This window comes from Bacteroides sp. Marseille-P8574, assembly GCF_902825465.1.
GTDB classification, from domain to species: domain Bacteria; phylum Bacteroidota; class Bacteroidia; order Bacteroidales; family Bacteroidaceae; genus Bacteroides; species Bacteroides uniformis.
In genome coordinates, this window is sequence record NZ_CADEBE010000001.1 from 2,435,964 (window position 1) to 2,455,431 (window position 19,468).

Annotated in this window: 21 protein-coding genes and 1 pseudogene; 17 read left to right on the plus strand and 5 right to left on the minus strand. The window is 39.2% G+C overall.

What is annotated here, in order from left to right:
- Positions 1-5 precede the first annotated feature (5 nt).
- From HUX74_RS10275 to HUX74_RS10310, 8 genes are all read left to right on the plus strand, one after another.
- Positions 6-308 (plus strand): head-tail connector protein, encoded by a 303-nt coding sequence (locus HUX74_RS10275; protein ID WP_117596101.1) that lies wholly within the window; start codon positions 6-8, stop codon positions 306-308.
- Positions 305-622: a phage head closure protein gene (locus HUX74_RS10280; RefSeq protein WP_117596102.1), complete on the plus strand. Its 318-nt coding sequence runs from the start codon at positions 305-307 to the stop codon at positions 620-622. Before HUX74_RS10275 ends, HUX74_RS10280 begins: the two co-directional genes overlap by 4 nt.
- Positions 615-1,115: a hypothetical protein gene (locus HUX74_RS10285; RefSeq protein ID WP_117596103.1), complete on the plus strand. Its 501-nt coding sequence runs from the start codon at positions 615-617 to the stop codon at positions 1,113-1,115. Before HUX74_RS10280 ends, HUX74_RS10285 begins: the two co-directional genes overlap by 8 nt.
- Positions 1,112-1,513 carry a DUF3168 domain-containing protein gene (locus HUX74_RS10290; RefSeq protein ID WP_117596104.1) on the plus strand — a complete coding sequence of 134 codons (402 nt, stop codon included), beginning with the start codon at positions 1,112-1,114 and terminating at the stop codon, positions 1,511-1,513. The genes HUX74_RS10285 and HUX74_RS10290 overlap by 4 nt, the downstream gene beginning before the upstream one ends.
- Positions 1,494-1,955 (plus strand): phage tail tube protein, encoded by a 462-nt coding sequence (locus HUX74_RS10295; RefSeq protein WP_117596105.1) that lies wholly within the window; start codon positions 1,494-1,496, stop codon positions 1,953-1,955. The genes HUX74_RS10290 and HUX74_RS10295 overlap by 20 nt, the downstream gene beginning before the upstream one ends.
- A gap of 64 nt (positions 1,956-2,019) precedes the next feature.
- On the plus strand, positions 2,020-2,313 hold the full coding sequence (locus HUX74_RS10300) for a hypothetical protein (protein ID WP_117596106.1): 294 nt from the start codon (positions 2,020-2,022) through the stop codon (positions 2,311-2,313).
- A gap of 74 nt (positions 2,314-2,387) precedes the next feature.
- A complete protein-coding gene (locus HUX74_RS10305) occupies positions 2,388-2,621 on the plus strand; it encodes a hypothetical protein (protein WP_317205992.1) in 234 nt (77 codons plus the stop codon).
- A gap of 2 nt (positions 2,622-2,623) precedes the next feature.
- On the plus strand, positions 2,624-3,907 hold the full coding sequence (locus HUX74_RS10310; RefSeq protein WP_174646615.1) for a hypothetical protein: 1,284 nt from the start codon (positions 2,624-2,626) through the stop codon (positions 3,905-3,907).
- A 19-nt stretch (positions 3,908-3,926) separates the two neighbouring features.
- Here the strand turns inward: HUX74_RS10310 and HUX74_RS10315 are convergent, their stop codons facing one another.
- Entirely contained in the window at positions 3,927-5,183 is a 1,257-nt protein-coding gene (locus tag HUX74_RS10315) for a transposase (protein WP_071149385.1), read from the minus strand.
- Between the two features lie 220 nt (positions 5,184-5,403).
- On the opposite strand from HUX74_RS10315, the gene HUX74_RS10320 reads away from it, so the two are divergent.
- The 8 genes from HUX74_RS10320 to HUX74_RS10355 all read left to right on the plus strand — a co-directional run bounded on the left by HUX74_RS10320 (position 5,404) and on the right by HUX74_RS10355 (position 13,843).
- Positions 5,404-5,946: a hypothetical protein gene (locus HUX74_RS10320; RefSeq protein WP_174646616.1), complete on the plus strand. Its 543-nt coding sequence runs from the start codon at positions 5,404-5,406 to the stop codon at positions 5,944-5,946.
- Complete coding sequence (locus HUX74_RS10325) at positions 5,943-8,015, plus strand: hypothetical protein (RefSeq protein WP_174646617.1); 2,073 nt, start codon at positions 5,943-5,945, stop codon at positions 8,013-8,015. Before HUX74_RS10320 ends, HUX74_RS10325 begins: the two co-directional genes overlap by 4 nt.
- A gap of 1 nt (position 8,016) precedes the next feature.
- A complete protein-coding gene (locus HUX74_RS10330; RefSeq protein WP_174646618.1) occupies positions 8,017-10,965 on the plus strand; it encodes a tail fiber domain-containing protein in 2,949 nt (982 codons plus the stop codon).
- Between the two features lies 1 nt (position 10,966).
- Positions 10,967-12,076 carry a hypothetical protein gene (locus tag HUX74_RS10335; protein WP_147335355.1) on the plus strand — a complete coding sequence of 370 codons (1,110 nt, stop codon included), beginning with the start codon at positions 10,967-10,969 and terminating at the stop codon, positions 12,074-12,076.
- Positions 12,077-12,108: 32 nt separating this feature from the next.
- Entirely contained in the window at positions 12,109-12,396 is a 288-nt protein-coding gene (locus tag HUX74_RS10340; RefSeq protein ID WP_117596112.1) for a hypothetical protein, read from the plus strand.
- Complete coding sequence (locus HUX74_RS10345; protein WP_117596113.1) at positions 12,393-12,599, plus strand: hypothetical protein; 207 nt, start codon at positions 12,393-12,395, stop codon at positions 12,597-12,599. The genes HUX74_RS10340 and HUX74_RS10345 overlap by 4 nt, the downstream gene beginning before the upstream one ends.
- 148 nt (positions 12,600-12,747) lie before the next feature.
- Positions 12,748-13,053 carry a hypothetical protein gene (locus HUX74_RS10350; protein WP_117596114.1) on the plus strand — a complete coding sequence of 102 codons (306 nt, stop codon included), beginning with the start codon at positions 12,748-12,750 and terminating at the stop codon, positions 13,051-13,053.
- A gap of 58 nt (positions 13,054-13,111) precedes the next feature.
- Positions 13,112-13,843, plus strand: coding sequence for a hypothetical protein (locus tag HUX74_RS10355; protein ID WP_174646619.1), 732 nt, complete (start codon positions 13,112-13,114; stop codon positions 13,841-13,843).
- A gap of 141 nt (positions 13,844-13,984) precedes the next feature.
- On the opposite strand, the pseudogene HUX74_RS10360 reads toward HUX74_RS10355, so the two are convergent.
- The 4 genes and pseudogenes from HUX74_RS10360 to xerD all read right to left on the minus strand — a co-directional run.
- Positions 13,985-14,905: pseudogene (locus HUX74_RS10360) on the minus strand (YifB family Mg chelatase-like AAA ATPase); the annotation flags it as partial.
- Between the two features lie 37 nt (positions 14,906-14,942).
- Positions 14,943-16,016, minus strand: a complete 1,074-nt coding sequence (locus HUX74_RS10365) for a TlpA disulfide reductase family protein (protein ID WP_117601400.1) — start codon at positions 16,014-16,016, stop codon at positions 14,943-14,945.
- Between the two features lie 111 nt (positions 16,017-16,127).
- Positions 16,128-17,822 (minus strand): tetratricopeptide repeat protein, encoded by a 1,695-nt coding sequence (locus HUX74_RS10370; protein WP_117601399.1) that lies wholly within the window; start codon positions 17,820-17,822, stop codon positions 16,128-16,130.
- Positions 17,823-17,958: 136 nt separating this feature from the next.
- On the minus strand, positions 17,959-18,912 hold the full coding sequence (gene xerD, locus HUX74_RS10375; protein ID WP_117601398.1) for a site-specific tyrosine recombinase XerD: 954 nt from the start codon (positions 18,910-18,912) through the stop codon (positions 17,959-17,961).
- 118 nt (positions 18,913-19,030) lie between these two features.
- Between xerD and aroQ the strand changes: the two genes are divergently transcribed.
- Positions 19,031-19,450 (plus strand): type II 3-dehydroquinate dehydratase, encoded by a 420-nt coding sequence (aroQ, locus tag HUX74_RS10380; RefSeq protein ID WP_005834372.1) that lies wholly within the window; start codon positions 19,031-19,033, stop codon positions 19,448-19,450.
- The last annotated feature ends 18 nt before the right edge of the window (positions 19,451-19,468 follow it).

Sequence of the window (19,468 nt, forward strand, 5' to 3'; positions counted from 1 at the left end):
AAGCTATGTATATAACTTTAGAACAAGCAAAGAAACACCTGCTAGTAGATGAGGATTTTAGGGCAGATGATATGTACATTCTGGACTTAATAGCTGTAGCAGAGGATTCAGTATCTAAACATTTAGACATAGCTTTAGATGAATTAGAAGTAGGTGGTACTTTACCACCTGCTATAATTCACGCTATGTTACTAATGATAGGTAACTTATATGCTAATAGAGAGCCTGTAGCATTTGGTACGGTAGTTAAACTGCCTTATAGTTATGAATATCTTATAGGACTTTATAAACACTATGAAATAAAATGAGGGCAGGACTATTAAATTATCCAATTACCATACAAGAACCTATAACACTAAAAGATGTATATGGGGCTAATGGTATAGACTGGAAGGATGCTATAAATACCAGAGCGCAGGTTGCTTATAATTCTGGAAACAGACAGAACCAGAATAATGAAATAATCCACTGCTATACAGTTACCTTTACTATAAGGCTATATCACAAAGTTAATGAGCAAATGCGAATTATTTGGAATGGCAATAAGTACAGGATTCTTAGTATTAATCGAGAATTATATAAGCAATCAATAACTATAGTAACTGAATTGATAAATGAATAATATAGAAGTAGATGCCAGACAGGTTACTTCTATGTTTGCAGATTTGACTAGTAGACAGCAAAGACAGGTCTATAGAAGTGCTTTAAGAAAGGGTGCTGGTATCTTAGTCGGTGAAACTAAAAGACAGCTAAGGCAGACTTTAGGCAGAGCAGCTTCTAGTAGAAACTGGTGGAATGGTAAGACCTTAATAAGTGGAATCAAAGCTAATGCTGATAGAAACGGAGAAGAAGCTAAGGTACATATTATGGGGGACTTTAGATTAAAGTTCTTTGAAATGGGTACTAGAGTTAGAAGAACCACTGGTAGTAATACTGCATCTGTTAGAGGTCGGAATCCTATTAGAAGGCAGAGAGCAGCAGCCAATAGAGGTAGTATTAATGCAGTACATTTCTTTAGAACAGCTAAAGCCAATAAGGAAAGGGAAATCTTTGATAATATGGATAACCTTATAAGCCAGTCAATTCAGAGAATAGCTAATAGGAACAGACGATGAGTTTACAAGTAGGTAAAGCTATCTATAATATCCTTAGTAATGATGCAAAGGTTATAGATAGTGTAGGACATAAAATTTACCCTTTAATAGCTGATACAGGTACTACATTTCCATTCATTGTTTACAGAAGAACAAGCATAGAACCATCTGATAGTAAGGATAGGTTTATATATAGTGAAGATACTTATGTGGAAGTGGTTATAGCTTCTGATAAGTACAATGAATCTATAGAAATTGCTGACTTGGTTAAAGATGCCTTACAAGGTAAGAAGGGTAACTATTCTGGTATTAACATACACGATATTAGAATGACAAATGCAGATGAGGATTATATAGAAGATACATTCATTCAGAACCTTACATTCAATATAAAGACAAATGGCAGGACAAGTAATTAACGGTGGTGACTTAATGCTATTTATTGACGATAAGTCTATAGCATTTGCCACTAGCCACAAACTAAGTATAAATGTAGAAACAGTAGAAACCACTTCTAAGGATAGCGGTGGTAAATGGGTAGCTAAGGCTGCTAGAAAGATTAGCTGGAACTGTAGTACCGAGAACCTTTATTCTAATGATGGTGAAGGTATGACTTTTGACCAGTTATTTGATAAGCTGACAGCCAGAACACCTATTAAGGCTGTATTCTGCTTGGAGAAAGATTATTCAACAAAGAAGGACGAAGTGCCAGAAGGGGGATGGTTGCCAGCCACTACTGGAACATATTCGGGTAATGTTATTATTACAGCACTTGAAGCCAATGCACCTAATGGTGATAATGCAACCTTTACAGCTTCATTTGAAGGCGTGGGAGCACTTACAAAGGCTGCTACTGCTTAATATAGAGCCTTTATATCTCTAGGTTATGGAGGTGTAAAGGCTTCTTTTTTTAATACTTATTAATATGACTATTAAAGGACAAAACTACAAACTGAAATATACTCTTAGAGCCTTATTTATCTATGAACAGATTACAGGTAAGGCATTTGAGTTAAAGACTATCACAGATGAATATCTATTCTTCTACTGTGTCTTACTGGCTAATAATCCAGACAGTTCACTAACCTTTGAAGAACTGATAGAATCCATAGATGAAGATATGAGTATTATGCTGGAGTTCCAGAACTTCTTAAAGAAGGAACTGGAGAAACAACAGCTATTTATTACTAATAATGCAGATGCTAAAAAAAAGTCCTAACCACTAAGGAGATATATTCAACTTTAGTAATAGAAGGTGGACTAGACCCAGAATATGTACTAGACAAGATGCAGATGTATGAGTTAGAACCATTGATAAACAATTTACATAAGAAGGACAGGAATAGCTGGGAACAGGCTAGAATGATAGCTTATGTAATTGCACAATGTAACAGTACCAAGAAATTAAAGCCTACTGATATAATGCAGTTTACTTGGGATAATGATACTACAGAAGAAACATCTATTAGTAATGAAGATATTAAGAGATTGAAAGAGAAAGCTAAACAATATACAATACACAATTAAATATGGCTGATTTAGTAACCAGACTACTTCTTAATAGTAGTCAATTCGATAATAATATAAGACGTTCCACACAACAAGTACAACAGTTTCAGCAGGTAGGCAGGAATATCACAGCCACTATAGGAAGATTTGCTGGTGTTCTAGGTATAGCTATGACTGCTGGAGAAGCATTTAATAAGGTTCTTAATTCCAGTCAGACTTTAGGCGATATGACAGCCAGTAATATGGCTGCTTTAAAAACTTCTGTGGATGAGTTCTTTTATAGCTTGGGTAGTGGAAATCTATCCAACTTTCTTACTGGTCTGGGAGATATGATAGATAAGGCTAAGGAAGCTTATGCTGCATTAGACCAGTTAGGAAACACACAAATTAGTTATGGTGTATTCAGTGCTAAGAGCCAGTCGGAAATAGCGGATGCACAATATATAGCTAAGAATAAGTTTGCACCTGCTGACCAAAGGAATGCTGCCTTTGATAAATGGAGAATAACACTACAGGAACAACAAGCAGCTAACATTAGGTTACAGGAAGAACTTATTAATTCAGCATCTAAAGCTGTAGAAGCTAGAACGAATGCTAATATTACTGTAACTATGGAAGATATGCTTAAAGCATTTGAAGCGGATTTGTTAGACCCTGCTAAGAGGGATGAGGTTAAATCTAGGGCTAAGAATGGTACAGCTAACTATCAAGCTAATGCTAAAAGAAAGGACTGGTCACAGGAACAGAAGGATGCTTTAGCTGAATCACAGAAGCAGAATCTTATTATTCATACTATGCTGGAAAAGTATAGTGATGATGAATTAAAGGATATAGCTGCAAAGATTCAGCAGTATTACCAGTTAAATTCAGCATTAAAGAGTACAGCCAGAGAATATAATGAAACTGCCAATGAATATAATAACAGTATGGCTAAGATGGAAGGTTTTAAGTCAGTAGAATCATTGGAAGGATTTAAAGTATTCACAGGAACTACCACCAATAAGACAGAAGTAAAGTTACCTGTAAAGCCTGTTATTCCTGCTGGTTCATTAGCAGAACTGGATGCACAGATAGCATCTGTAAGAAAGGAATTAAACCTAGCTATTAGTAATGAAGACAGGATAAGAATCAATGCTGAATTAGAGGCACTTACAGAACAAAAGAGGGTGATAGAGTTCCAGTACAAATATCCTAATGCACCTAATGTAAAGCTGGATGATGAAAGAAGCAGTTTAGCAGATGTAGCTAGGAAGCCAGAAATACCTACTTCACTTCCAAAGTTTGAAAGTCCTATTACTCAATAGTTCGTTAAATTTTGGATAATCACGCAGCGTCCGAGACGCCATAATATAAGAGTTCTTTGAAATCGTTGGTATTTAATAGCCTGTGTGGGTGCTTTCCAGACATACGAATAAATCTCTGTATCATATCCGCATTATGAATCAGCGTCTTTACATTGGAGACAGAAAGATGCACGCCGCAACTCCGGGCAAAAGCCCTTGCCACGTTGACAGAGGAGAGCGACATGTTGAACGCAAAGTCCAGTGATTCCCTCTTCCGTGACTGGCAGTGGGCGAGTCCGGTAAACTGCTTTGCATCGCGGTAAAGGTACTCAATCTGGAATCGGGTTCGGTAGATGTCCATGATGTCTCTGGCAGACATCGAGGTGTCTGTAGAGAAGAACACCTTCCTCTCCTGAGTCTTCCTGCCTGGCTCGAGGCAGTCAACAATGACCACCTTGACCTTGCGCTTGAGACCTGCCGACCAGACAACCGCAGAATAGAGTGTTACCACCTTGTCATCCGAGGTGATGTCTTCACTCACAAACGCATTCATGTCGAGATTCCTGATGTCCACCCTGTCACCATAGACCTTAGGTCTTCCACGCTTGCCGGTCTTGGGACCATCATAAAGATAACGCAGTCTTACATCGCTCCTGAATCTGCTTATAAGGTTGAATCCCAAAGCAATGAGACCATCCACAAAAGGTTTCTTCGAGAAATAGGCATCAGCAACTACCGTCTTGCAGACTTTCCAAAGTGCATCTTTCTGAGAGGCAATGACCTTAAGATACCATGCCAGCAGTGAATTTGGATCATCCATGCCCGCCAGGTACTTGGGAGGACGGCCTCTGGACACGATGTCCACCGTCTGCACAGCCCTGAGATGTACGGCATCACGCTCATCGGCATCAACAAGCGCTATGCCCAGAATCTCAAGCCCCCATTTCGCGGCAGATGCGCATCCACTCCAGAAGTATCCCGTGCCGGGAGTGTGCTTTCCCGACTTGGGAATGTAGCTCGGGTCGATGGCGATGGCAATCCTGTGCTGGAGTTTCTCCCTGCAGTACGCAAGGTTATATCCCACCCAGTCAAACTTCTTCCGGAAGTTCTGTCTGAAACGGCTCTCGCAGCAGTCGCTGGACAGCGCCATTTGGGTGAAGTTCTTACGTTTCGTCATGCTTAGGAAAAGAATTGAAGTAATGACGAAGAAAGTTTTAAAACTTTTGCGTAACTTTGCAGTGCCATCAAGGGCATCATTGATGATCTTGGTGAGCTGGTCAAGTGGCTGAATTTCCATTAGCAAATTGGTTTGTCTGGCAACTGCTAATTTACTAATTTTTAGCGACTTGGCCAATTTTTTTAGACGCTTATTTTCAGTCTTTCAGGCTATTATTCCCATCTATTTTAAGATTCGTTGTTTATGGTTGTCTGACAGGTGTACAAGTTCCTGTCAGAGGTGCTGTATATATGACGTAATATATTATAAATGAGTCTCTAAACTAAAAATTAACTAAGTATTGATTACTAATAAGAATATCAAACTGAATAATGAGTATGCACAAAGTTTAGGTGCAATAGCTTCTATTATGGGTTCTGTAACCAATATGACTAATGAAGGTGCAGCAGCTTGGTTAAGTTGGGGTGCTAATTTGATTAGTGCTGTGGCGGCAGCTATTCCACAAATTGTAGCATTAACTACAGCCAAGAAAGGTGAAGCTATTGCCAGTGGTGTAGCCAGTGCAGCTCAAACACCGTTTGTAGGATGGTTGTTGGCAGGTGCAGCAGCAGCGGCTGTAGTAGCAGCTTTGGCTAGTATTCCTTCCTTTAGTACTGGTGGTATATTCGCTGGTAATAGTACTATTGGAGATATGAACCTAGCTAGGGTAAATGCTGGTGAAATGATTCTTAATAACAGACAGCAAAGGAATCTGTTTAACCTGCTTAATGGTAATGGGGTTATGGGTTCTGCTGGCGGTGGTCAGGTAGAGTTTAAGATTAGAGGCAAGGAACTTGTAGGAGTTCTAGCCAATTACAATAATAAAACAGCTAAAGTAAGATGAAATATACGGCACAATTCTATGATATAAATGAGAAGCTATACACATTGGAAATAGGTTCTGGAGAAGTGCAGAACATTACTTTATCTGCTACACCATTCATAACTGAGTTAGAAACTTCTGATTCACATTTATATAAACCTTGTAAGTATAGCAGTGCTACTATAGGAATGATTACAGACGATTATAAGTTTGATTTGTATAGTAGTACAGCACAACAGAATAAGGTAGTTCTTAGTAGTGCTAGTGGTATTGTATGGGTTGGGTATGTAACACCCAATCTATACAGTCAAGGCTATGAGAATGAATTAGAAGAAATAGAGGTAGAAGCCATAGATGCACTTAGCACATTACAGTATTATAAGTACACCATTATAGGCAGTAAGAAAGATATAGTTTCATTTACCCAGATTATAAACCATCTGCTTAGTAAATGTAATGCTTATAGCTCTTTCTATATTTCGGATAATACACAATTAAATGCTACATCTGACTTTTGTCTACCTAGTAAGATGTATATCAGTGAACAGAACTTCTTTGATGAAGATGATGAACCTATGACTATGCAGGAAGTTCTGGAAGAAGTTTGTAAATACCTTAATGTAACTGCTGTGGCTGATGGTGATAAAGTTTACTTCTTGGATTATGATGCTATTAAAAATGGAATTAATACTTACTATAAGTTTACCATTGGTAGTACAGCGTCCACTAAGGTTACATTACAGCAGTTTAAGGAAATAGAAGCTAGTGATTATGTTGAAAATGGCGGTCAGTTATCCTTAGATAATGTATATAATAAGGTTACTGTTAAAGACAGTCTATATAGCTTTGACAGCATTATACCTAGTATCTGGGATGAGAACTATTTAACCAACTATGGTGGTAGCTGGTCTTATGTGCAGGAAGTAAATGAAGATGGTAAAGGTGGTATGCACAAATGTTTCTTTAAGTATCTAAAGAACAGCAACTATAAATGCTACTATTACAATAAGGCTACATTAGCACAAGTATCAGCACCTTCTACTATTAACTATGCTACTACACAGAACTATGTAGGTGCTACTATCTGTAAAGCCTTCTTTGATAAGGTTACTGATTTTAATAAGAAGTACAATAATATTAATTTTACAGACTATGTACTGTTACACGTTCATAATACTTATGATGGTAAACTAAGACCATTGTTTGAACTGGAAGTAAATGATAATAATGTTAGCTTCATTGGTGGTTCTACCTATCTGATTATTAAGGGTAACTTCCTATTTATGGATAGGGAATCTGAAATGTATATAATGCAGGGGTATAGTAACAAGAATGATGACTTCAATCCAGATAATCTTTACATAGACTGTAAGTTAAAGTATGGTAGTATGTACTGGAATGGTTCTAGGTGGACTACTACAGATAGTACATTCAAATTATACTTTGATAATCAAGGACAGTCAGACCATTGTATTAACAGGATATTCCCAGTTAAAAATAACATTACTTGGAATATGGGGATAGATGGTGAAGGTTATGCTATTCCGATGCCTAATACTAATGAAGTAATTACTGGTAAACCTACATTTACTTTATACCATCCACACAAAGTAGATAATAGCTATAGATGTGATGCTGTTTGGTTATCTGACTTCGATATACAGGCTAAAGTTCAGAACTTCCAGAAGGAAGAAGAAAAGGATAGTGATACTGAATACAGCAACATCATAAACGAGGACTTTGTAAATGAGATGGATTCAGAAGAATTTGCTATATGTACTTGGGATAATAAGGAATGTAACTACAGTGCAGTTTGCTATAGTGCTGATAGTACTAGCTTTACTTATCTGGATAACGTATACAATAAGGCTACTAAGCAGATGTATAGACTGGAAGAACATCTTATATATAGGCTAGTAACACAATATAATACACCTTCTGCTATTCTGAATCTGAACCTACAGAACAAGTTTAAAGTATATGCTACTATGACTGATAACCATCTTCCAAATAAAACCTTTATAGTGGATAGTATTACTACAGATTATAGATTATGTAAGCAGGAAATACGGTTAATAGAGAAGAAGTAATATGCAATTTACAAGAACAAACATAAATAAGACATTTCGTAACGGTGTAATTAATGCCAGTAATGTAGCTGTTACTAATGTTGGCGGTGGTGGGGGAAGTTCTTCTTTAAGTGGGAACTTTCTACCTGCTGTTAATAATGGTGATGGTTCTTATACTGTAGATTTATCAAAGGTAGTGTTTACTGGAAACTTAATTGGTGAAGGTGAAATTACTGCTTATGGTCAAGGCTCTACAGGTGGTGGAAGCACTTCTACAGGTTCAGTTACTATTTATGATGGTTTGGATTCTGTAGCTGTAGATGCTGCTTTATCAGCCAATCAAGGCAGGATATTAAGAGAGATGATATTAGAAGCTGGAACTGGTGGTAGTACACTATTATCTAAATTGGAAGATGTAACACTAACCAATCTGGCAGACGGACAGATTTTAAAGTATGATGCAACTTCTAAGAAGTGGGTTAATGGTGATGGTACTGTTAATGGTACTAAGGTTACTTGGACTAATATAGAAGGGAAGCCAGCAGCACTTACAGATGCTAATATAGCTAAGTGGAATGAGAACAACCACACACATACTAACAAGACTACATTAGACAAGATAACAGAAGCCAATCTTACTAGTTGGAATAACAAGCTAGATAAAGCTGTATGGGACAAGGCATTTTACTTTGATAGTGCAGGTGATTTAAGAGCAAAAGTTAATGTAATAGGCGAGAAAGAAATTAGTGCTTATGGTGCTGGAACTACTTCGGGTGCTGGAACTGTAACTATAGTGGATGCACTTACCAGTACAGCTACTGACTGTGCTTTAAGTGCTAATATGGGTAGAATCCTTAAAGATATGATAGATTCTAAAGGTGCTGTTTCTAGCTGGGAAGATATAACCGATAAACCTAGTTGGATAACATCTACAAAACCTTCCTATAGTTGGAATGAGATTACTGGTAAACCTAGCACCTTTACACCTTCTGAACATACACATAATTATGCCAGTTCGGTTAAGGTAGGTAATACTGCTTATAATGCTGCTAGCAATGTTATTAGTTTACCAGCTTATCCTACTTTATCTAGTTTGGGTGCAGTTAGTTCTACAGACTTTAACGCACATACAAGTAACACAACATTACATATTACCAGTACGGAAAGAACTAACTGGAATGATGCTAATAATAAGAAGCATACACATTCTAATAAGTCTGTATTGGATGGAATAACATCTGCTAAGGTTACTAATTGGGATGGTGTAGTAACTAACTGGAATAAAGCTTTTTACTTTGATTCCAATGGAGATTTGAAGGTTAAAGTAAATGTTATCGGTGAGAAGGAAGTTTCAGCCTATGGTGCAGGTGCTTCTGGTGGAAGTGGTAGTATTACTATAGTAGATGCTTTAACCAGTACGGCTACAGATGCAGCACTTTCAGCCAATCAAGGTAGGATTCTAAGGGAATTGATTGATTCTAAGGGTGAAGGTGGCGTTACTAATTGGGCAGACTTGGAAGGTAAACCAAGCTGGATTGGGGCTAATAAACCTTCATATACTTGGGCTGAAATAAGTGGTAAACCATCTACATTTGCACCTAGTTCACATACTCACAATTACGCTAGTACAGTTAAAGTAGGTTCAACAAGCTATAATATAAGTGGAAATACTATCAGCTTACCAGCATATCCTACAGTACCTTCTGCTTTAAAGAATCCTAATGCACTTACTATTAGCTTGAATGGTACTTCACAGGGTGCTTATGATGGTAGTGCTGCAAAGAGTTTCAATATAACAGCAGCTAGTGTAGGTGCAGCAGCCAGTTCACATAGTCATAGCTATCTTCCTTTGAATGGTGGTACTTTGACTGGTAATGTTATATTCTCTACAGATTCTACTTTAACGTGGAATAGGAACACTGATAGCTTTTCAATAGGTTTTAAAAATACAGGTGATAGTGATGCTGACAGCTATGGCTGGATGAAGATGGCTGATAATGGTAATGAGTACTTTAAATGGTTACAAGTAAGTGGAAGTACAACTACTGAATTGATGAGTTTGAAAAGTGATGGACTAAGATTTAAAGGAATTAAAGTTAGTTTGGAAGGGCATTCACATAGCTATGCAGGTTCTTCCAGTGCTGGCGGTGCTGCAACTAGTGCCAATAAAGTAAATAGTACTCTGGCTTTTACAGGTGGTACATTTGCTGCAAAGTCGTTTGATGGTAGTTCCAATCAAACGGTTAATATACCAACACATACTAGCCACTTGACTAATAATAGTGGGTTCATTACTAGTAGTGCCACTGTAGCAGCAGCCAATAAGGTTACTAATACATTAACCTTTACAGGTTATCAATCCAAGTCATTTGATGGTAGTGCAGCAGTCAGTGTAGCTATACCAAACAACACTAATCAATTAACCAATGGTGCAGGATTCATTACTAGTAGTGCTAGTATTAGTGGTAACGCTGGTAGTGCTACAAAACTACAGACAGCTAGAACTATTAACGGCACTTCATTTAATGGTACTGCTAACATTACTACGGCAAACTGGGGTACTACTAGAAGTATTTATATTCAAGATGCTACAGCTACTAATACCAGTTCGGCAGTTAGTGTAAATGGTGGTGGTAATGCTTATTTGAAATTACCAACTAACATTAAAGTAGGTACACTTACAGCTACAGGTGAAGTGACTGCTTATTCTGATATTAGGCTTAAAACAGACATTCAGCCATTAAAGAATAGGGGGTACATTAAACCTGTTACATATAAGAAGGATGGTAAGGACTGTATAGGATTCATAGCACAGGAAGTAAGGGAACTATATCCAGAACTAGTTATAGAAGATAATACAGAAGATAAGTATCTATCTGTCAACTATGCACAATATGTAGCAGTATTACAAGCACAGATTATAGACCTTAAAAAAGAGATAGACGAATTAAAGAATATAAAAACTAAATAATATGGCTTTAGCAAGTTCGGGTATAACAACAAGTTTAGTCGGAAACACATTAGGCATATCAAATAGAAATGTAGGTGGATTATGTACTAGTAGTAATGTGAATCCGTGGAGTAAATGGAAGCCTATACATAGTACTGTATCTACAATGACTTTAGGAGAATTAAAGAATAGAAACTATGGGATTGAGATAGTGCAAGCAAATAACCCTACTTCATTAGTAAGTGCTATTAAGGCTAATGGAAATAAAGGCTACACATACAATAACCCTACTGGCGGTTCTAATAGCCCTTATAGATTGGGTGACTTTAGAAATTATGAACATAGTGCAGCTATGCCTTTGTATGCTACTTATAAAGATGGTGCTGTACAAAATATAGGCGGTGTAACTTCTAGTAATCACGCTTCTTATGAAAAACCACTAGCAGGTATAGAATCCAGTACACCAGGGGGTGATACTTCTAGTTTAACTTATCTTACTAAAGACGATATATATACAGTATATGGTACTGATGGAAGTAAGTTGAACCTTCATAGAGGTGCTTTAGTAACAGATGGTTCTAAATCTTATTGGTATAGTGAGAAGTTGTACTGGTGGACTACACAGATGCAACAGTTTGCAGGTAAGACAGTACAAGTATATGAGTTTTTAACTAATGCCGTTAATACACCTACTTCACCATATACAGGTAATGCTAATGATAGATTCTTAGCCTTACCTATGCCAGTGGCATCTATACAAGTTAAGGCAGATGTAGTAGCAGGAAGTCAGAAGGTGCAAATTATCTTTAAGGCACAGCAAAGAGAAAGTAATACTAAGTACTATGATTGGGAACTACAATTTAGTGCAGTAGGTTCTACTTATAGAGGTGGTACAATTAGTAATATTTCAGTTAAGCTATGTAAGGATAACAAAGGTATCAATCAAATTGCTACTGCTACTGGTCTACCTAAATCACTTACAGTTAATGATGAAACTACTTCACAGAAATATACTGGTTCACTTTATAATAATAGCACATCTTCTATTTGCTGGCTATGTTTATGGTTTGATAACCAGCTACAGAGGTCTATACAGGCACTTATGCCAATGCCAGACCCATCTTTACCATAGATTAATTAATAACACATTTAAATTTTAAAACTATGGCTACAACTATCGAAATGCAGCACACAAATTACAATGTAGTAACAGATAATGGAACAATGAAGTTAGAAGGTACATTCAATATTGATATGAATGGAAAGATGAACTATAATGTTAGTATCTACCTTATTGAAGATATGAACTATATCGGTGATGCTAACTACTGTGAACTGGATGGGGGATTAGTTAATTATAACTATAACCTTCCAGCAGCTAATAAGGCTGATGTAATTGCATTAGTAGATACATCTATTCAAGAAATTAAAGTTAAACAATCAGCAGAATGACAAAAGAAGATAAGCTAAACTTACAATTAATATCAGCAGCAGTATTAGTAATAGTAGGCTGTGGTTTATTAATTGGAGGGTTCTGTGTAGCACCATTAGGAATAATAGACAGCAGCGTACTTATTGCCTTTGGTGAAACTTGTACCTTTGCTGGTGCCTTGTTTGGTGTAGATTATCATTATCGGATGATATTTAGAAAGTAAATAAATTTAGCCTGTAGTCTGGTGATAGATTGCAGGCTATTTGTTTATGTGGTTACTTTGTAGTACATTTGCATCGTGATTCTGATAGCACTATTTGTCTGAATAGCCAGTATAATAGTGTATTGGCATAATTTAAACTTTTTATATTATGACACAGAATCAAGAATCACAAGTGAATGTTCTTTCAGTATTGGTATCAACTGACCGCAAGGAATTAGGTAAGGCTTTTGGTGTTGGTTTGTATATTACAGACAGTGACACAGTAGAACAGGTTAAGGCTAAATGTAAAGGTTATATCGCAAGATATGAACTATACATAGCCAATCTTAAAGCTGTATTGGAGATTCCAGACGACAATTTGAAGTCTGAAATGAGAAGGGCTAAAGCTTATCGCTACATTCAATCTCTTACAGAGGATGATAAAGCAGCTTTGAAGGAGTTGATAGGTCAGTAACTGGAAGGACTTCAAACAATGGGGCTAGCTTCGGCTAGCCTTTTTTATTTTAAGATGTATGGAGTATAAGAAGTTTGGAAGAAAGATAGTGGATGCTATCGAAGGTATAGATAATCCAGCCTATAAGGTATCATTAGATTGTATTAGAAGAAGCCATTTTACATTAGGCACTTTAGTTATAGCTAATACTATCTATGATGGGTTTATAACACTATGCAAGTCTAAGAACTATTTATGTGCTATTCAGCAAATAAGGATGCAGATAGATAATTGTATGACAGTCTTTGCTAGCCAGTTAGTAAAGAACCAGACTTCTTTCTATAACCACTTTGATAAGGGTGGAGCTTTAAACCAGTTGAAAGTAAAAGGCAATGCACTAACTACTAACTATCTATTGGAATTATTAGATGAGAAGTATTTAGGTATTAGGGATATATACAGGGAAGGCTGTAAGTGGATTCATCCTACTAGCAAACGATTGAACTTCTATTATATTACACCTTTGACTAATGGAGAGCCTACTAGTATTGTAGGTTATAAGGATAAGGAATATAGTATAGTTAATGGGTTAATGGCAGATACATTACTAGAAGATATATGTAATGATATGTACTATGCTATGGATATACTGCTAGAGTTGGTAAATGAACAGATAAGGCTACAGAGAGAAGAAGCTAGTGCTGTTACTACTGGTGAACAACTAATGAATAACATAGATGAAGTATTTGATAAGATAGGTATTCAAGTAGTGATTCCAGATTCAGATAAGGGGAATGGGGTAATATTTTAAGCTGACAGTCGGTTAAACCCCAGCCTACCCTACTTTTCACGGCTGTAAGTTTCCAAATATGCAAAAGGTTGCATTATTTAACATTCTTCATAAATATCTGATAATCAGTTTGTACGAATGGTTAAAGTGTTTATTCTGTTGTTCGTCGAGGTATAGGATTCCATTATGAGCCAGACTGATTTCACCGGGTTGGGGGAAACTGCCTCCACCAGTCATGGCTACTGTGGAAATGGAATTGTGCGGATCACGGAATGGCCGTTTTGAGATAAGTCCGCCACCTTTACCGAGTTTTCCGGCAACAGAATGAATCTTGGTCGTTTCCAGGCTTTCTCCCAATGATAAAGGAGGAAGTATGGAGGGAAGACGTTTTGCCAGCATAGACTTTCCGCTACCCGGGGCCCCAATGAGAAGAATATTGTGGCTGCCTGCGGCGGCTACTTCCAGCGCTCGCTTTACATTTTCCTGCCCTTTCACTTCTGCAAAGTCCAGTTCAAAAGAGCTTTGTTGGGAGTAAAACTCTTCGCGGGTATTGACTTGTGTCGGGGATAATTTTGGTTTTCCGTTGAAGAACTCAATGACATCTTTGATATTCTCCACGCCGTAGACTTTTAGGTTGTTCACTACAGCGGCCTCATGTGCGTTCGAGCAAGGAACTATCATACCCTCAAACCCCAGCTCTCTGGCCTTAATGGCAATGGGGAGTGCTCCTTTGATAGGTTGCAGACTACCATCAAGGCTTAGTTCACCCATCAACAGATAGCGTTCCAGCTTATCGGACTGGATAACTTCGCTGGCGGCAAGTATGCCGATGGCTAAAGGTAAATCGTAAGCTGTACCTTCCTTGCGGATATCTGCCGGTGCCATGTTGATGACGATATTACTGGTAGGCATCCGGTAACCGTTGACTTGCAAAGCAGATATGATACGTTGATGGCTTTCTTTGACCGCAGAGTCCGGTAAACCGACTAAATGGAACATACAGCCTCTGGAACTGTTGACTTCAATGGTGATGAGGGTTGCGTCAATACCTTGAACAGCCGCTCCAAAAACTTTTATGAGCACGTTTTTAGTGATTAGGGGTTAGTGATGGCAGGATAGGCTACCGTCGGTTTTGTTTTTTGAGTTTTTTTTCACTCTCTTTCTTCTCTTTTTCCTTTTGCTCTATCTCCTCCAGTTTCTTCTTGATGTCTTCCTCACTCATATTCTTCCCTTCAATTTTTCCGGAAGGGCTAAGGAACAGGTTGGCAGGCAATGCTTGTATGGCGAGCTGCTTGATGGGCGCTGTGTTCCATCCGGAGAAATCACAACTCTGTTCCCACTTCAGGGTATCTCTTTTGATTGCTTCTTCCCATTCCTTTCTGTCGATGTCCAAGGAAATACCCCAGAGGGCGAATAGTTTGTTCTTTTCTTCTTTCTTGTAAATCCGGCGCAGGGCAGCGTTGGCTTCCATGCTTTGCGGGTCCCAAGATGCCCAGAAATGTATCAACAGATATTTGTCTTTAAAGCTGGTGCGACTGATTTGTGTACCTTTGGCATTGGGCAGGTTGACGTAAGGGATAGTTTTCCCGATGGATATCTTCTCTTCTTCTTGGATCAGATCAAGCAGTTCGTCCACATACGGACGGTCTTTTAAGCCTCCGGTCATGTGTGCTGTCATTTCTTTGATTAAGGCGAAGTCCGGTTGCGGTTTTTGCACGAAATATTTCTCCAGCAGATAGATACTTACCAGTGAAGAAGGATGGTTGTTGATGAAGGCTTCTGCTTTTTCTTCCAATGCTTTCTCCGAGGGAGTACTCAAGCCTTTCAACTCTTTCTGAAAGGCGGTTAGTTCTTCATTGGGGACATTTCCCGTGATTTCCAGTGAAGTAAGCTCGGCGGCAGAACCTTTTATCTTTATGTTGTCTCCTTTGTCCAGGTAAAGCGGATATTCCGTACCGTCGCTGAATTGCAACCATGTAGAGGCAAGTGTGTCGGTGGTGAGGGTTGCAGAGAACTTGTCATCCTTGACAAGCAGTGTGTCCATACGGTTATAGAACTTGTCCGTACCATATATATAAAGGGTATCATTCCCCAGCCCTTTGATTTCACCGCTTAGGTGGACTGAATTCGTGTTTTTGCTGCCGCAGGCAGACAATATAATAAGCAGAAGGTATGCAAGATAGATTTTCTTCATTCCGGTTCTTTTTCTGATACTTCGTCGCGAAAATACTTCTTTTTGGTGTGAATAAAAAGAAATGCCCGACATATTTCTATGCCGGGCACGTTCTTTTCAGTCTAACCTTTATTATTTGATGATATTCATAAAGTCAGTGTTAGTGAAGTATTTGGCGAATTCCAGGTCAGAAGCAGCTTTCTTTGCCAAAGCCGGTTCTTTTGCAATGGCATTTTTCAGACTGCTGGTTACCATAGATGTATTGTTGGTTCTTGCGCCAAGTACAGCCATCAGGTAGTCAGTGTAAGCGTCCGGCTTTTCGATAGCGGCCAATGTGCTCTTTGCTTTGTTGTAGTCCTTAGCCAGGATTTGTGCCAAAGCTGCACTGTTGGTTTTTGTATCGCCGAATGAGTTAACAGCCTTGTCGTACTGACCTTGAGCAACATACAGATTACCCAATGCCTCGTTCAGCTCCTTAGAACCGGAAGCCTTGCTCAGGTAGCCTTCTGCTGCGGTCTTGTCACCCTTGGTCAAAGCAATCAGACCAAGATTCATGTTGACTTCAGGAGCATCCTTGATAGAGAGAGCTTTCTTGAAGTAGCTTTCAGCCTTGTCAAGATCACCAGCCTGATAAGCCAGTTTACCTAAGTTGTTGTAAGCACGGAAATCGTTCGGGTAGATTTGAGTAGCTTTTGTGAAGATGGCTTCTTGTTTGGTAGCATCTTTAGTCAAGGTAGTGGCATACAGCAATTCTTCGATGTTCAACTGCTTGGCATCGCTGTCGGCGAGGCTTGCGATTTCTTCGTCAGACTTACCGATGATTTCGTAGTTCAAAGTCAGGCGTGAACGACGCAGTTGCGGCAGGATTTCGTCGGCCAAAGTCTTATAAACAGAAGAGATGTTTTTGATTTCTTGTTCTCTTTGTTCAGGATCCTGATACATGGAAAGAACGCGAAGAATCAATTCTTTGTCTTGGATGTTTGATTTGGATACCAGTTCCTGGAAACCTTCCCAGTCTTGAGCTGTATACTTGGTGTCTACTGCTGCATCGATTTTGGCTTTCTTCAAATCTTTGTTGATGATCTTAGCTGTGTTGTCCTGACGGTTTTCAGCCAATGTAGTATTCAAGTCTACACCACCATCAGGAGAAGCGTATGCGGAGATTTCGATGTTGCTGATCTTCTTGTTGGCAGCTTCGTTTATGTTCTTCACTTCTTTGCCGAATTCTTTGGCAGTCTTTAATTCGCTGGCGCGTACGTTGGCTTGTTGGATCAAGAACATGATGTTGGCGTCATGCTTTTCTTTGATGATACGTTGGAAAGCGTCGTCACCGTTGGCGGGGTTAGCGCTACCCAATGTTTGTTCCAGCATCTCAGAAGTGGAAATTACACCGTCAGCTACTTTTACAGCAGGGATGGTGACAGTCTTTTTACCGATTGTAGCCTTGAATTCCAGATACAGTTCGGATTTTGCCATTTCCGGTACATAGTCGAAAGATGTTTTCATCGTGTAGCTGCCGCCCATCTTGTAAGAGATAGTCTGGTCGTTACCTTCCACTTTTTCGCCTTGGAATACGGCAGATTGACCCTTAGCTTCGCCACCGTTCCATTTCAATACTGGAGTCACTTCTACCACAGCCTTCTTGTTGAAGTACTTTTCGGGGAATTTTCCGTTGATTGTAGCGGGAACTTTACCACCTACAGCCTCCAGAACTTGAGGAGTTACGGTGAAATAATCAGATGACAATTCACCCATTTTTTTGCTGCATGATGTCATTAATGCAACAACCATTGCCATTAAAAACGGCAGATACAATTTCTTAGTCATTTTAGGTATAAATTAATTGTTTGTAATTGAAATTTGTCTATTCCATGTTAGTGTGCTGTTTGGGCATGAACATAACAACGCAAAGATATTAAATCCTATTACAGTTTGTTAACCCTCGCAGTAATTTTATCATAATTTAATGAATTTCCCGTTCTTTGCGATACTTTATATTGCGGGGATGGTGTTCTATGATTTCACTGCGCAATCTGTTCCGGTCGATGTGTGTGTAAATTTCTGTTGTAGCAATGGATTCGTGCCCCAGCATACTTTGTATGGCGCGTAGGTTGGCGCCTCCTTCAAGCAGGTGAGTGGCAAAGGAGTGGCGGAAGGTGTGTGGGCTGATGTTTTTGGTGATGTCGGCCTTCTCTGCCAGTTCTTTGATAAGATGGAATACCATGATGCGCGAGATGTTTTTGCCCCAGCGTGCCAGAAATACATAGTCCTCGAAGTCTTTCTTGATTTTCCAGCCTCCATTACGGTCTACGAACCAGTTCCTTATTTCTTTGATGGCACGGGACGATATAGGTACAAGGCGTTGTTTGCTGCCCTTACCTTCTACCTTGATGAAGCCTTCGTCGAAATACAAGTCGGAGATTTTCAGGTTGCACAGTTCCGATACCCGTAGGCCGCAACTGTATAGAGTCTCGAGGATGGCCCGGTTGCGTTGCCCCTCGTTTGTGCCTAGGTCAATGGCGGAGATGATGCGGTCTATCTCTTCCACCGTCAATACTTCTGGAAGCTTGAATCCGATTTTGGGACCCTCCAACAGTTCGCTGGGGTCTCCTTCCAGGTAGTCGGCTATGACTAGGAAATGGAAAAATGACTTGATGCCCGACAAGATGCGTGCCTGCGAGCGGGGATGGATGCCGATGTCGTGCAGTCCGGAGGCAAAATGCTGCAAGTCATCCAGGGTAGTGTCAAGGATAGCGATACCCTCTCCTTCCAGAAAGTGCAGCAGCTTCTGTAAGTCTGTTTGGTAAGCATCCACTGTATTGGGTGAGAGTGCTTTTTCCAGTTTCAGATACTGGTGGTACTTTCTGATTATCAGCGTTTGTTTCTCCTTATTCGTGGATTTTTCTTCTGATTTCATTTCTTTTTTCTACCTTTGCTTCGCGAAAATAGGCTGCATTTCAGCAAATTGCAAATAAATTTGCATCTGCTTTCGGTTTGCACTATCTTTGCACCGCAAAGGTATAAAAAATTGTGTTATGAGGATACAGATTATTAACGGCCCCAATATAAATCTCTTGGGCAAACGTGAACCTTCCATTTACGGTAGCGTTACTTTTGAAGACTACCTTGCCGAACTCCGTAAGAAATATGCGGATGTACAGATTGACTATTTCCAGTCCAACATTGAGGGAGAGCTGATAGACAAGATTCAGCAGGTAGGTTTTGATGTGGACGGCATCATTTTGAATGCGGGTGCTTACACCCATACGTCCATCGCTCTGCAAGATGCTATCCGTTCGGTCACTTCTCCGGTGATTGAGGTGCATATCTCTAATGTACATGCCCGCGAGGCTTTTCGTCATGTGTCCATGATTTCCTGCGCTTGCAAGGGTGTCATTCTCGGTTTCGGGCTGAACTCCTACCGTCTGGCTATGGAGGCATTAAAAGATTATTAAATAAAATAGGTATATAGA

What these genes read in the sequence shown, in the direction of transcription:
- HUX74_RS10365 (WP_117601400.1), bottom strand. Translation starts at nt 16,016, where the DNA reads ATGAAGAAAATCTATCTTGCATACCTTCTGCTTATTATATTGTCTGCC.
- HUX74_RS10330 (WP_174646618.1), top strand. Translation starts at nt 8,017, where the DNA reads ATGCAATTTACAAGAACAAACATAAATAAGACATTTCGTAACGGTGTA.
- HUX74_RS10335 (WP_147335355.1), top strand. Translation starts at nt 10,967, where the DNA reads ATGGCTTTAGCAAGTTCGGGTATAACAACAAGTTTAGTCGGAAACACA.
- HUX74_RS10325 (WP_174646617.1), top strand. Translation starts at nt 5,943, where the DNA reads ATGAAATATACGGCACAATTCTATGATATAAATGAGAAGCTATACACA.
- HUX74_RS10305 (WP_317205992.1), top strand. Translation starts at nt 2,388, where the DNA reads ATGTATGAGTTAGAACCATTGATAAACAATTTACATAAGAAGGACAGG.
- HUX74_RS10280 (WP_117596102.1), top strand. Translation starts at nt 305, where the DNA reads ATGAGGGCAGGACTATTAAATTATCCAATTACCATACAAGAACCTATA.
- HUX74_RS10285 (WP_117596103.1), top strand. Translation starts at nt 615, where the DNA reads ATGAATAATATAGAAGTAGATGCCAGACAGGTTACTTCTATGTTTGCA.
- HUX74_RS10300 (WP_117596106.1), top strand. Translation starts at nt 2,020, where the DNA reads ATGACTATTAAAGGACAAAACTACAAACTGAAATATACTCTTAGAGCC.
- aroQ (WP_005834372.1), top strand. Translation starts at nt 19,031, where the DNA reads ATGAGGATACAGATTATTAACGGCCCCAATATAAATCTCTTGGGCAAA.
- HUX74_RS10350 (WP_117596114.1), top strand. Translation starts at nt 12,748, where the DNA reads ATGACACAGAATCAAGAATCACAAGTGAATGTTCTTTCAGTATTGGTA.
- HUX74_RS10290 (WP_117596104.1), top strand. Translation starts at nt 1,112, where the DNA reads ATGAGTTTACAAGTAGGTAAAGCTATCTATAATATCCTTAGTAATGAT.
- HUX74_RS10340 (WP_117596112.1), top strand. Translation starts at nt 12,109, where the DNA reads ATGGCTACAACTATCGAAATGCAGCACACAAATTACAATGTAGTAACA.
- HUX74_RS10275 (WP_117596101.1), top strand. Translation starts at nt 6, where the DNA reads ATGTATATAACTTTAGAACAAGCAAAGAAACACCTGCTAGTAGATGAG.
- HUX74_RS10315 (WP_071149385.1), bottom strand. Translation starts at nt 5,183, where the DNA reads ATGGAAATTCAGCCACTTGACCAGCTCACCAAGATCATCAATGATGCC.
- xerD (WP_117601398.1), bottom strand. Translation starts at nt 18,912, where the DNA reads ATGAAATCAGAAGAAAAATCCACGAATAAGGAGAAACAAACGCTGATA.
- HUX74_RS10310 (WP_174646615.1), top strand. Translation starts at nt 2,624, where the DNA reads ATGGCTGATTTAGTAACCAGACTACTTCTTAATAGTAGTCAATTCGAT.
- HUX74_RS10370 (WP_117601399.1), bottom strand. Translation starts at nt 17,822, where the DNA reads ATGACTAAGAAATTGTATCTGCCGTTTTTAATGGCAATGGTTGTTGCA.
- HUX74_RS10355 (WP_174646619.1), top strand. Translation starts at nt 13,112, where the DNA reads ATGGAGTATAAGAAGTTTGGAAGAAAGATAGTGGATGCTATCGAAGGT.
- HUX74_RS10345 (WP_117596113.1), top strand. Translation starts at nt 12,393, where the DNA reads ATGACAAAAGAAGATAAGCTAAACTTACAATTAATATCAGCAGCAGTA.
- HUX74_RS10295 (WP_117596105.1), top strand. Translation starts at nt 1,494, where the DNA reads ATGGCAGGACAAGTAATTAACGGTGGTGACTTAATGCTATTTATTGAC.